The organism is Bifidobacterium scardovii JCM 12489 = DSM 13734 (genome assembly GCF_001042635.1).
Taxonomy (GTDB): domain Bacteria; phylum Actinomycetota; class Actinomycetes; order Actinomycetales; family Bifidobacteriaceae; genus Bifidobacterium; species Bifidobacterium scardovii.
In genome coordinates this window covers 917,435-930,618 of record NZ_AP012331.1, presented here as the reverse complement: position 1 = coordinate 930,618, position 13,184 = coordinate 917,435, and the positions used below count along the sequence as shown (strand labels likewise).

The 13,184-nt window shown below is 65.4% G+C and carries 7 protein-coding genes; 5 read left to right on the top strand and 2 right to left on the bottom strand.

Features of this window, described 5'->3' with window-relative positions:
* Positions 1-262: 262 nt before the first annotated feature.
* Complete coding sequence (locus tag BBSC_RS03820) at positions 263-1,330, bottom strand: hypothetical protein (RefSeq protein WP_306558629.1); 1,068 nt, start codon at positions 1,328-1,330, stop codon at positions 263-265.
* A 953-nt stretch (positions 1,331-2,283) separates the two neighbouring features.
* On the opposite strand from BBSC_RS03820, the gene purF reads away from it, so the two are divergent.
* The 3 genes from purF to purD all read left to right on the top strand — a co-directional run bounded on the left by purF (position 2,284) and on the right by purD (position 6,373).
* The gene (gene purF, locus BBSC_RS03815; RefSeq protein WP_033518222.1) at positions 2,284-3,822 is read left to right on the top strand and encodes an amidophosphoribosyltransferase; all 1,539 of its coding nucleotides are present in this window, start codon (positions 2,284-2,286) and stop codon (positions 3,820-3,822) included.
* A 167-nt stretch (positions 3,823-3,989) separates the two neighbouring features.
* The gene (purM, locus tag BBSC_RS03810; protein ID WP_033518224.1) at positions 3,990-5,027 is read left to right on the top strand and encodes a phosphoribosylformylglycinamidine cyclo-ligase; all 1,038 of its coding nucleotides are present in this window, start codon (positions 3,990-3,992) and stop codon (positions 5,025-5,027) included.
* 80 nt (positions 5,028-5,107) lie between these two features.
* A complete protein-coding gene (gene purD, locus BBSC_RS03805; RefSeq protein WP_033518225.1) occupies positions 5,108-6,373 on the top strand; it encodes a phosphoribosylamine--glycine ligase in 1,266 nt (421 codons plus the stop codon).
* Between the two features lie 218 nt (positions 6,374-6,591).
* Here purD and BBSC_RS03800 read toward each other — a convergent pair whose 3' ends face one another.
* Positions 6,592-8,697 carry an LTA synthase family protein gene (locus BBSC_RS03800; protein WP_033518226.1) on the bottom strand — a complete coding sequence of 702 codons (2,106 nt, stop codon included), beginning with the start codon at positions 8,695-8,697 and terminating at the stop codon, positions 6,592-6,594.
* A gap of 353 nt (positions 8,698-9,050) precedes the next feature.
* Here BBSC_RS03800 and BBSC_RS03795 point away from each other — a divergent pair, with 353 nt between their 5' ends.
* Positions 9,051-10,427 (top strand): alpha/beta hydrolase, encoded by a 1,377-nt coding sequence (locus BBSC_RS03795; protein ID WP_033518228.1) that lies wholly within the window; start codon positions 9,051-9,053, stop codon positions 10,425-10,427.
* Positions 10,424-13,174, top strand: a complete 2,751-nt coding sequence (locus BBSC_RS03790) for a bifunctional lysylphosphatidylglycerol flippase/synthetase MprF (protein ID WP_034531570.1) — start codon at positions 10,424-10,426, stop codon at positions 13,172-13,174. Before BBSC_RS03795 ends, BBSC_RS03790 begins: the two co-directional genes overlap by 4 nt.
* Positions 13,175-13,184 lie beyond the last annotated feature (10 nt).

Below are 13,184 nucleotides of genomic sequence, written 5' to 3'. Positions count from 1 at the left end.
TCCGCGGGGCTATGCACTTATCCCCCAGACGAATCGCATCGCTGCCAATGCTTAATGGCGCCCCTCTAGTATCCTGCGTCGCAAGTTCGTGCACTATATCTGGCTCCCCTCTTGGAGGGGAGCCAGACAGAGTAAACGAACTTATGACGCGGGATGCCGGCAAAGCCTGACGGTTTTGCCGGCATGAATCCGCATCCTGCAAACATGCGCAGAGTCAATCGACGTGGTCTCATTGAGCTCCGGCCGATCAGCGCCGCAATCGTTAGATCACGCCATCGTGCAGAGGAACGCCGGCCGCGCGCAATCGGTCAAGGACCGGGGACCGCTGCACGACCTCGTCGAAAGTGAACAGGACGATGGCGGTGACACCGGCGCGATGCAGGGCCTGCTCCCGCTCCCGCTCGGCCAGCACCACGCCTTGCACGCTTCTTCGATTCGTCATCGACGGATCCACGTATTTGCCCATGCCATCGAACTCGGCGACGATGATGTCGCTGCCATCGATATGCCATACGAAATCAGCCCGATAGACTTTCCCCGTCTGCGGATCGACAAAGGTTTCCTGCGTGCGCGGCGGCATGAACCCGCAGTCGATGATGGTGCCCCGCATCAGCGATTCGCCGCCATTCTCGCTGTTCGCGTCGGCATAGTGCAGCGCGCGGAACACCGACGAGCAGTCCCTCTGCAGATTGTCGCAGACGGACAGAATATCACCGACCTTCACGCCCTGGCCGAGCGCGGAATCGACAATCGGCAGCGCATAGCGGAAGGGAAACAGGCGGCAGCAGTCCACAACCGTGCGGCCTCGATCCACGAGCGTCAAACCGCTTGCGGTCTCGACCGAGTATCGCGATGCGTAAAGACGCTGGACCCGATGACCTTGCGACTCGGTGCTTTGGGTATGCGAGACGATGGAGATCGTGCCGGTGTGCAGCGACCACTGATGCTCAAACCCATATGCCGCGGCCGCCACTATGCCGGAGAACACCCAATCGGGGTGCTTCACGCCAAGAGTTCTCGCGATATGCAATGTCTGTTCGGGCGGATCGAGAGCATTCCAGTATTCCGGCGTCGCATACATGTTGGGGAACACGCGCTTGAGCTCCAATGCGGCGGCTCGCCGGCCCATCGCGGAACGGACCGATTTCTTCGCGCCGAATGCGCATCGGCGCTGGCTTTCAGCCTCGAGGATCAGTGCCTCGACTTCCTTATGACGTTTCATGGGGAGACCATAGGCACTTCGGCGACTGCGCGTACAGGCGGATCGGAGATTGTGTACAAAGGCTTGGGGCTTCGGCGTGTTGTGGACAACCTGCTGTGGATAACTCATGGCGAAAGGGGTCTTTGTGGATAAGTGACCGTCGATGCCATCTCTGGGTGGGGCAGCTGAAGGTCCGATGAGCAAGGACGTGTGCTTCCGCGATTATGGCGCAAACCCCGTGGGAGGCGTCTTGCGTATAAGCACCAGAAGTTTTGCATCTCTGGGAGGACACGCAGCGGGGTCTCTCGTTTAGAGGGTCAATGGCTCACTTTGCCTAGTGCCTTCTCGGCGGAGTATTCCGACTAGCGGGCAGAAGCATGGACCCGGCAAAATCCATCAGTGAGGAAGATCTACTACAGGATCGAATCAACGCCCCTCTGACAAGCTTCTCCGCGAGGTATACCTGCTATAGAGTGGTGACTTCATCCCGGTAAAAGCAGATAGCGACGCACATTAACTACAGGGCAGAAGAAGCACTTCGCTAAGAACCCCGTTAGCGAGTCTCCTCGTCTAGACACTAGAAGCGCCACGCCGCCGAAAAGAAAAATCGAAAGCATTCCTCCCAGAGGGTAGGTAAAACACCCCGCCAAACCCCGTCAGCGAAGCATATTGTTCAACAGATAGAAGCTTCACCCCGCCAACCGATCCCTCAGCGTCCAATAGATAGAAGCTTCACCCACCGACCGATCCCTCAGCGAAACATATCGTCCAATAGGTAGAAGATTCACCCCGCCAACCGATCCCCCAGCGAAGCAACCCGTCTAGAAAGCCGAGACCCCACCCCGCGGCAGCGCCGAGCCACCTCCGGACGCGAAGGCGCCACAGGTTTCGCCGAGACCCCCGCCCCACGGCGGCGCAGAGCCACCGGCAAGTCGATCGCCGAATACGCGGCCGGCCTGCCCCGCCCCGCGGCGGCGCAGAGCCACCCCCGCCACACACGAACAAGCGGTTGTATTTGGCGATTGGTAGGGTTAACAGGTAAGCGAATCCCCCGTTTTAGCGGTTTTGGAAGGAGCTTTGGCTTGTCGGCTGAACTCGAAGATATCCACGAAGAATGCGGAATTTTCGGCGTCTGGGGCCACCCCGACGCCTCCCGTCTCACCTATTTCGGACTCCACGCCCTGCAGCATCGCGGCCAGGAGGGCGCCGGCATCGTGTCGAACGACAATGGTCATCTGATCGGCCATCGCGGCCTTGGCCTGCTGACCCAGGTGTTCGGCGACGAACGCGAGATCGGCCGGCTCACCGGAGACAAGGCCATCGGCCATGTGCGCTACGCCACCGCCGGCTCCGGCACCACCGACAACATCCAGCCGTTCATCTTCCGCTTCCACGACGGCGACGTGGCGCTGTGCCACAACGGCAACCTCACCAACTGCGTGAGCCTGCGCCGCAACCTCGAGGACGAGGGCGCGATCTTCCACTCGAATTCCGACACCGAGGTGCTCATGCACCTGATCCGCCGCTCCAGCAAGCCGACCTTCATGGACAAGCTCAAGGAGTCGCTCAACACCGTGCACGGCGGCTTCGCCTACCTGCTCATGACCGAGGACGCCATGATCGGCGCCCTCGACCCGAACGGCTTCCGCCCGCTGAGTCTCGGCAAGATGAAGAACGGCGCCTACGTGCTCGCGTCCGAGACCTGCGCGCTCGACGTGGTCGGCGCCGATCTCGTGCGCAACATCCGCCCCGGCGAGATCGTCGTGGTCAACGACCACGGCTACAGGATCGTGCAGTACACCGACAACACGCAGCTGGCCATCTGCTCGATGGAGTACATCTACTTCGCCCGCCCCGACTCGGACATCTACGGCGTCAACGTGCATTCCGCCCGCAAGCGCATGGGCGCGCGCCTGGCCGCCGAATCCCCCGTCGAGGCCGACATGGTGATCGGCGTGCCGAACTCGTCGCTGTCCGCCGCCTCGGGCTACGCCGAAGCCGCCCATCTGCCCAACGAAATGGGCCTGATCAAGAACCAGTACGTGGCCCGCACCTTCATCCAGCCGACGCAGGAGCTGCGCGAGCAGGGCGTGCGCATGAAGCTGTCCGCCGTGCGCGGCGTGGTCAAGGGCAAGCGCGTGATCGTCATCGACGACTCGATCGTGCGCGGCACCACGTCGAAGCGCATCGTGCAGCTGCTCAAGGAGGCCGGCGCGGCCGAGGTGCACATGCGCATCAGCTCGCCGCCGCTCAAGTACCCCTGCTTCTACGGCATCGACATCTCCACCACCAAGGAGCTGATCGCCGCGAAGAAGTCGGTCGAGGAGATCCGCGACTTCATCGGCGCCGATTCGCTCGCCTTCCTCTCGCTCGACGGCCTGGTCGAATCGATCGGGCTCAACGCCGCGGCCCCGTACGGCGGCCTGTGCGTGGCCTACTTCAACGGCGACTACCCGACCGCCCTGGACGACTACGAGGACGACTTCCTGAAGTCCCTCACCCCCGAGGACCGCGTGCGCCTGCCCGAATTCGCGCTCTACAAGAGCAAGTACGAGGGCAACGAGTACGCCACCGTCCAGCCGGGCAACGGATCGGGCGCATCAGCCGGCGAGGAACGGTAGGACGCCGGCGGCAGGCAACCGCAGACACCGCCAACCGCAGACACAACAGAAAACAAGCGGCATACCGCATCCGCCGCCGGTCTACGGCCCGGCGGGAATCCGCGGGACGCCGCAGCAACGGACAACAGCAGACATCAAGACAGCAGACACACAAGAAAGGTACGTTCATGCCACAAGCGTATGAGAACGCTGGAGTCAGCGTCGAAGCCGGCTACGAGGTCGTCAAGCGCATCAAGTCGCACGTCGCGCGCACCACGCGCCCGGGCGTGGTCGGCGGCATCGGAGGCTTCGGCGGCCTGTTCGACCTCGCCTCGCTCGGCTACAAGGAGCCGGTGCTCATCTCGGGCACCGACGGCGTCGGCACCAAGCTCGTCGTCGCCAAGCTGGCGGACAAGCACGACACGATCGGCATCGACTGCGTGGCCATGTGCGTCAACGACATCGCCGCCCAGGGCGCCGAACCGCTGTTCTTCCTCGACTACATCGCGTGCGGCAAGAACGACCCGGCCCTGCTCGAGCAGGTCGTCTCAGGCGTGGCCGACGGCTGCGTGCAGGCCGGCGCCGGCCTGATCGGCGGCGAGACCGCCGAGATGCCCGGCATGTACGACGAGGACGAGTACGATCTGGCCGGCTTCGCGGTCGGCGTGGCCGAGAAGTCCGCGATCGTCGACGGCTCGGGCATCGCCGAGGGCGACGTGCTCATCGGCCTGCCCTCCACCGGCGTGCACTCCAACGGCTTCTCGCTGGTGCGCAAGGCCCTGTTCGAGCAGGCCGGCTACACCGTGGACACCGTGCTGCCCGAGCTCGGCGGCGACAAGCTCGGCGACGTGCTGCTCACCCCGACCAAGATCTACGTCAAGGCCCTCGCCCCCCTGTTCAAGGCCGGTGTGGTCAAGGGCGTCGCGCACATCACGGGCGGCGGCTTCATCGAGAACGTCCCGCGCATGATCCCCGACGGCCTGGCCGCCGAGATCAAGCTCGGCTCCTGGCCGGTGCTGCCGATCTTCGACGTGCTGGAGCGGGCCGGAAGCATCGATCACGCCGAAATGTTCAACATCTTCAACATGGGCATCGGCATGGTGCTCGCCGTGGACGCGGCGCGCGCCGACGAGACGCTCGAGCTGCTCAAGGGCAACGGCGAGGCCGGCTACGTGCTCGGATCGATCGTGCCGGACACGGACGGAACGCAGATCTCGCTGCGATAGAACGGCCCGGCTGCCGGCGGCTTCCCCGGTCGCAGGCAGCGCGCGGCGGCACGCATAGTACTTTGTGGAAAGGATTGGAAATGGGACAGAAGGTTCTGGTCATCGGTTCGGGCGCGCGCGAGCACGCCATCGCCCACGCGCTGCTGCGCGGCGGCAGCGTCGACGAGGTCGCCGTGGCCCCCGGCAACCCGGGCATGGAGCTCGACGGCATCCGCACCGTGGCGCTCGGCTCCTCGAATCAGGCGGCGCTGATCGACTTCGTGAAGGACAACGACTACGACTGGGTGTTCGTAGGCCCGGAAGTGCCGCTGATCGAAGGCATCGTGGACGCGTTCGCCGCCGCCGGCATCAAGGCGTTCGGCCCGTCCAAGGCCGCCGCGCAGATCGAGGGGTCGAAGGACTTCGCCAAGCAGCTCATGGCCCGCCACGGCATCCCGACCGCCCAGTACCGCACCTTCGACGATCTGGAGACGTCCGTCGCCTACGTGCGCGAGCATGGCGCGCCGATCGTCATCAAGGCCGACGGCCTGGCCGCCGGCAAGGGCGTCACCGTCGCCATGGACGAGGATACGGCCGTCGAGGCGCTCAAGGACATCTTCGTCGACCATCGCTTCGGTTCGGCCGGCGCCAAGGTCGTGATCGAGGACTTCCTCGAGGGCCAGGAATTCTCGCTGATGAGCTTCGTGAGCGGCACCGACTTCTGGCCGATGCCGATCTCGCAGGACCACAAGCGCGCCTACGACGACGACAAGGGCCCGAACACGGGCGGCATGGGCGCGTACAGCCCGGTGCCGCAGATCGGCCAGGACGTGGTCGACGCGGCGATCGACACGATCGTGCGCCCGACCGTCGAGGCGATGGCCGCCGAGGGCACGCCGTTCGCCGGCATCCTGTACGCGGGCCTGATCGCCACCGCCGACGGCCCGAAGGTCATCGAGTTCAACGCCCGCTTCGGCGACCCTGAGACCGAGGTCGTGCTGCCCAAGCTCACCTCCGATCTGGGCGCCGGCATCGGCGCGATCCTCAAGGGCGAGACCCCCGAGTTCACCTGGGATGACGCCAACGCCACGCTTGGCGTCGTACTGGCCTCCGACGGCTACCCGGTCAACGTCGTCAAGGGCGCGGCGATCCCCGAGATCCCCGTCGACGAGGACACCCACGTCTACTACGCCGGCGTCGCCAACGGCGAGCACGGCCTCGTCGCCTCCTCCGGCCGCGTGCTGCTGGTCGAGACCACCGCCCCCGACATCAAGGCCGCGCAGGACAAGGTCTACGCGATCCTCGACGGGCTCGACACCACAGGCATGTTCTACCGCCACGACATCGGGTCCAAGGCGCTGAAGTAGGGGCGCGATTCCCCTGCCTCGGGGCATGCGGCACCGGAGGATAGCGGCCGATCCGCGATGATCGGGTTTCGACCACCCTCCGGCGCTGCGCGCCACCTCCCGCCGGCGGGAGGATCACAACTGCCGGCCGGTCACGGTTCGTCAGCCATGATGCGACAGCAACAACAAAGCAAGGGGCGCTCTCCGCGTAACGGAGAGCGCCCCTTATGCGTTTCGGGCTACGGCAGCTTCATGAACGAGGTGTCTTTGAGGTAGTTCTCCCCCGCGGTGATGTCATACTGGATGAGCTTGTAGTCGGCCAGCAGCTGCTTGGTCTGCTCGTCGAACTCGCTTGCGGACATCGGGTTGCCCTTGGCGTCGAGGTAGATGTCCTGCCCAGCGGGGATGCGGTCCCACCCCTGGATCGAGTTGACCACCGGCGGCTCCATCGCGGCGATCTTCTCGTGCATCTCGGTCAGGAAGGCCAGATACGGCGACACCTTCGCGTCCATGTGCTCGGCGGCCTGCGCCACGAAGAAGTTCGGCGACGAATACGTGTCGTCGTCCAGGTCGTTGCCTCGCGAGGAGGACGCCTTGTTCGACCAGATGAAGTAGTCGGTCAGGTGCAGGTCCAGCGAATTGCCCGTATCGGAGCTGGCGGTCTCGTAGATGCCGGGCAGGTGGTCTCCGTAGAAGACGACGGTGACCGGCTTGTCGAGCTTGTCAAGATCGTCGAGGAACTTGCGCGTCGCCTGATCGGTCAGCTCGGCGCCCTTCGCGTAGGTCTGGATCGATTCGGTCTCGTCCCGGCCGAGCGGCTTCGACGGATCGGTCGACTCGGCCGTGAACTCGTTGTTCTCATACCAGTTGTTGTACGGCATGTGGTTCTGCATCGTGATGATCTGGATGAACTGGTTGTCGTCGCTGCCGGAGATCTCCTCGAGCGCGCTGCGGTACGTGGACTCGTCGGACACGTACGGCGACTCGTCGATCTTGTCCTGGTACTTGATGATGTCGCCGCCCTCGTCGTTGCCGGTGAGCGTGTAGAAGTGCGAGAACCCGAACTTCTCGTAGTTGGTGGCGCGCGAGTACATCGACGATTCATAAGGGTGGAACGCCTCGGAGAACTTGGCCGCGCCCCACATCTGGTTGATGGTCGGCGTCCAGTGCTCGCCGGGCACGAGCTGCTGGTACGGGCTGGTCAGCGACGAGTCGAAGTTGGCCATGCTCAGGCCGCTCAGGCCCATGTATTCGAGGTTCGCGGTGCCGCCGCCGTAGCCCGACGACAGCATCAGCCCGGAGGTCGTGTTCTTCTTGATCGAGCGGATGTTGGGCATCGCGTCCTTGTTGATCTTGAGCCCGGGCACGCGCTCCGGGTCGGAGAACGATTCGGACAGCACGTACACGACCGTCGAGTCGGTCATGTTCTCGGAGCGGTTCTCGTTGATCGCATCGGCCTCGGCGGAGTACTTTTCCGCGAGCGCCTTCATCGTCTCCTCGCTGTAGTCGCTCGGCTTGTCCATGATCTTCGGGTTGAGCTGGCGCGTGAAGGAGACGAGCGGGCCGTTGCGCTGCGCGTCGTAGACCGAATCCCACATCGAGGGCATGTCGCCCATCGCGGTGGCGAAGGTCTTCGCCCACGACCCGACCGTGCTCACCTGCATCGTGTACAGGCACAGGAACAGGCCGGGGATGATGATGAGCAGCAGGCGGCTCGCCGCCGCGAGGCCCCTGTTGTCGAAGCGGATCAGGCGGCCGTTGCGCCCGTCGATGTGGTACAGCAGGAAACACAGGCCAACCACGCCGATGAAGATGGCGACGGCGCCGATGATCGTCCAGTGCGCCCCCGGCGGCATGAAGCTGAGCAGATTGCCGGTGTTGGACCCCAGGAAGCTCAGGTCGGAGGGCAGCACCGCCTCGTAGCGGATCTCGATCTTGAAATGCTCGATGACCGCGATGACGATCGCGATGGCCATGAATATGGGCGTGGCGATCCAGAAGCGGTTGATGAGCATGAGCAGCACCAGATAGATGATGCCCCACAGCAGCAGGTTGAGCACCAGCACGTAGTTGCCGTCGGTCCACATCTTGGTGACGAAGCCCCACCCGACGGTCGGGCTCGACAGCTTCACGCGCGTGCTTTTCTGGGACACGCCCCACTGCAGCGCGGCCACCGCGGCCAGGTCGAAGAGGATGAAGCATACGGCATACGCCCATCCGGGGAACGGCGTGCTGCGGAACTTGAACAGCCTGCGGTCGGATGGATCACTGTCCTTGCGCGCGATATCGAGCTCCTCGATATCGTCGTCGGGCATGGTGGTCTGTTGGACGTTCTCGTTGGTCATAACCTGCACTTCACGATTGCTTGATGGTACACGTATGTTCTCGGCCGTAAGGCACATTGCCTGTCCATTGTCCTCGCCATCGCTGACAAAGTGGGGGCAATATCCCATACATTCACGATTGTTTGGCTTTTCGCCAGCTTATCGCGGCACTATCCCCGTAATTGTCGCAAAACCACTGAGATTTCCCTGAAAACACCCTGAATTGCCCCGTCATGATCGGGGAAGGATCATCCCCGCGGTTGATGCATCCGCCGCCGCAGCATGTCTATGATGTCACGTTTGGGATGTGGGTCGGGCCCGGATGCGGGCCGCGCCCATGAGAACACCCGTTGCGGTTTGGGAGGCGCACACATATGGAACACTGGCCCGGATGGCTGCAGTCCCTGATGTCGGTGCACATCACATCGGGACCGCTGTATACCGGTATATGGCTTACGACGATCATCGGCCTGGCGGCCCTGCTGATCTGGCAGGTGCTGCGAACCGACCGACGGCGTGCGTGGTGGCAGCTGCTCGGTGCGGCGGCCCCGGGCGGCGCCGGCCTGCTCGTCGCATGGCTGCTGTCCGACGTGTTCATGGTGTTCGGCGTCTCGCTCGGCTGGGCGGTGATCCGCGGCATCGCCGTCGGATTCGCGATAATCGGCTTCCTGGGCGTCACCGTCGCGCACGCTCGCGCCTGGCGCCGCGCCGTCGCCATCGCCCTGATCCCGGTCGCGCTAGTCGCCACGGCGATGCATGTCGACTCGATATACGGCGAATACCAGACGATCGGCAGCCTGTTCAACTATTCGCCGTACCCGTCGATCCGCAAGAGCCGGAAGACCACGGCCAAGACGACGGTGAAGCAGTGGCGCCGCCTCGCCGAGACGGGCAGGCTGCCCGAACTGCCGGCCGCGGGCAAGCTGTTCACCACGTCCATCGACAACACGAACTCCGGGTTCGCGGCTCGCGACGCGATCGTCTATCTGCCGCCGGCAGCGCTGAGCGACGATCCGCCGGCCCTGCCGGTCATGGTGATGCTCGCCGGGCAGCCGGGCAGCCCGAACCGGTTCTTCACCGCCAGCGGCATCGTGCCGATGCTCGACGCATACGCCGCCGCGCACGACGGGCTGGCGCCCATCGTGGTCTCCCCCGACCAGAACGGGGCGGCCACGATCAACAGCCTGTGCGCCGACACGACCAAGCACGGCAACGCCGAAACCTATCTGACCCAGGACGTGAACGACTGGATCCGCGCCCATCTGCCGGTGGCGACGGCACCGTCGGCATGGACGATCGGCGGATTCTCGCAGGGCGGCACCTGCTCGACCCAGCTGGGGCCGCGCCACCCCGACCAGTACGGCAACGTGCTGGCCGTGGACGGCGAGATCGAGCCAACCGCGGGAAGCGTCGACGAGATGGTGCGCGACTACTTCGGCGGCGACCGAAACGCCTACGAGGCGCAGGTCCCCGTCAACGCGATCGCCGATCACGCGCCGTCGGACCAGACTATGATCCTGGCGGCCGGCGGCAACGACGAGAAATCGGTCGGCAACGTGCGCACGATCGGCAAGGCCGCGCGCAAGGCCGGCATGACCGTGGTGACGCTCACCGTGCCCGGCACGGGGCATGACTGGCATGCGGTGAACGCCGTGCTCGAGGCGTCGCTGCCCTGGCTGTGCGCGCGCATGGGGCTGGGATCCACGGACAAGACTTGGAAGGACTACCCGAAAGTGAGCGAACTGCTATGACCAATACAAACGCATCGAAAGGCGGGAGCAAGGGCGCGGCGCGCAACGACGGTCGCCTCGCGCTGCTGAACGACGTCAGCGGCTGGGCCGTAGCGCATCCGTTCGCGATCGGATTCGCCGCCGAATTCGTGGTGGTGAACCTGGCGATATGGGCGCTGGCGGCGGCCTACGGCCATCCGCTGCCCCTGATCGGGCTCAACACGTCCATCGGCGAGTTCAACCTCACGCACCTGCTCATCACCCTGTTCCTGGCGAAGGGGCCGATACAGCTGATCATCGACACCGTGCTGCTGCTGATCATGATGTCCATGGCCGAGCGGGTGCTGGGCCGCACGCGCATGGCCGTGTACGGCGCGGTCTCCACGCTGGTCGGCGTGGGGCTCGGGCTGGCGCTGTGCGGTGGCGTGGCGGCGCTGCTGCAGGGCAGCCAGGTCGTCGCCCACATCCGGTTCGCGCTCAGCCCGCTGTCGCTCGGCGTCGGCGTGCTGATGGCGGCGAGCGCGCTCAGCCGGCCGCTGTGGCGCCGGCGCATGCAGATCATCGGGTACAGCGCCATCGTGGCCGCGTTGCTGTTCAGCGGCAATCCCGGCGCGTACTGCATGCTGGCCGCCGCACTGATCGGCCATCTGATGGGCGCGGTGACGGCGCGGCACCGTCTTCAGGCCTCCGAAGCCGCCGCGCAGGCCTCGGCGCAGGGCGCGCCGGCCACACCGTACCCCGACGGGCAGGAGGCGGCCGGGACGGCTGGCGCCGATACGAACGCCGCCGAAACCGCCGAAACCGCCGACGCCACGGCGGCGCTTCCCGCTCCGTCCATAGCCGGCAGCGAAACGGATCCGATGCACTGGCGGCTGAGCACCTCCTACGAGGCGCGGCGCATGTTCGCGGCCGTCGCGGTGGTGCTGGCGCTCGGCCCGCTGCTGACGATCACCTCGCCGACCCACGCCGGCCCGCTCAGCTCGCTCGGCCTGATGCTCAGCCCGATCGACCCGGACAGCTCGGTGCTGGCGAAGTGCCTGGCCGGCGCCGCCCGCCGCACCTGCTTCTTCCAGTTTGATCTGCTGCGCACCTCGATGCCCGGCACCATAATGCGCTCCCTGCTGCCGACCGCCATCCTGCTCATCATGGCGTGGGGCCTGTATCGCGGCCGCCGGCTGGCGGCGTGGGCGACGATCTTCTGCAACATGGGCGCGGCCGTGCTGGCCGTGTTCTACTACTTCGTGATGCCGCTCAGCTTCGCACCGAACGGCATGGCCTCGCTGATCCGCCACGGCGCGATCGCGGCGAGCGCGGCCAACGTGCTGCTGCCGGCGTGCTTCGCCATCGCGCTGATGGCGTCGTTGCGCCATTTTCCGATCCGCACCGGCGCGCAGCGCCTGTGGAGGGGGCTGGGCGCCATCGCCGTCACCTTCGTGGCCTGCGTGGCCGTGTACCTGTCGTTCGGCCTGCTCAGGCCGCATGACTTCCGCCCGCCGACCACCCTGCACGATCTGCTGGTCGAGCTGCCGGGGCGGTTCATCCCGATCGGGTTCCTGAGCCGCACCAGGCTCCGCTTCGCGCCGCACACTCCGGTCTCCTCCGCCGTTTACCAGGGCGTCGGCCTGGTGTTCTGGGCGGTGGTACTAGTCGTGTGCATCCGCTGGATGCGCGACATCCTGGTCGTGGATGGCCGGGCCCGCGCCCGCGCCGGCGCCCTGATGGAGCAGAACGGCGAATCGATGACCTTCATGACCAGCTGGGAGGGCAACCACTACTGGTTCTCCCCGACCGGCCGCTCGGCCATCGCCTACCGGGTGATCAACGGCATCGCGCTGACCTGCACCGGTCCGTTCGGCGACCGCGGCGAGTGGATGTCCGACCTGCGCGAATTCGCGCGGTTCTGCGCCCGGCAATCGTGGTCGCCGGCGCTGTACGCGGTGCATCGCGAGCAGCGCGACGCGCTGGTGGACGACGGATGGTACTCGCTCGAGGTCGGCGGCGAGATGGTGGTCGACCCCCGGCAGTGGAAGACGACCGGCAAGAAGTGGCAGGACATCCGCACGGCCATCAACAAGGCGAAGCGCGACGGCATCACCGACGAGCTGACCACCTTCGAGCAGGCCGGCGGCGACATCCGCGAGCAGATCGAGGAGATATCGGAGCAGTGGGCGGCGCTCAAGGCGCTGCCGGAGATGAAGTTCACCCTGGGCGGCGTCGAGGAGCTGCGCGACCCGCGCGTGCGGATCCTCTACGCGATCGACGCGAACGGCACGGTGCTCGGCGTGACCAGCTGGCTGCCGACGTGGCGCGACGGGCGGATCATCGGCTGGACGCTGGACTTCATGCGCCACCGCACCGACAGCCCGAACGGCATCATGGAGTTCCTGATCGCGCGCATGGCCGAGCGCCTGCGCGACGAGGGGCTGAAGCATCCCGAGGCGGCCGCGGAATTCATGAGCCTGTCCGCGGCACCGCTGGCCGGCATGAATCCCGACCGCGACAACGTCGACGAATCCGGGCGCACCGACACCGGCACGGCGATGCTGCAGCACGCGCTGCAGATCGTGGCCGACTGGATGGAGCCGGCGTACGGCTTCCACTCGCTGTTCAATTTCAAGCGCAAGTTCCAGCCCAGCGAGGAGCCGGTGTACGTGTGCTACCCCGACCCGGCGGCCCTGCCCCAGCTCGGGCTCGCGGTGATGCGCGCCTACGTGCCCTCCGTGACCGTCAACGAGGCCATGGGCATGCTCCGCTCGCTCAAGAAGTAGGGCGAGGGTG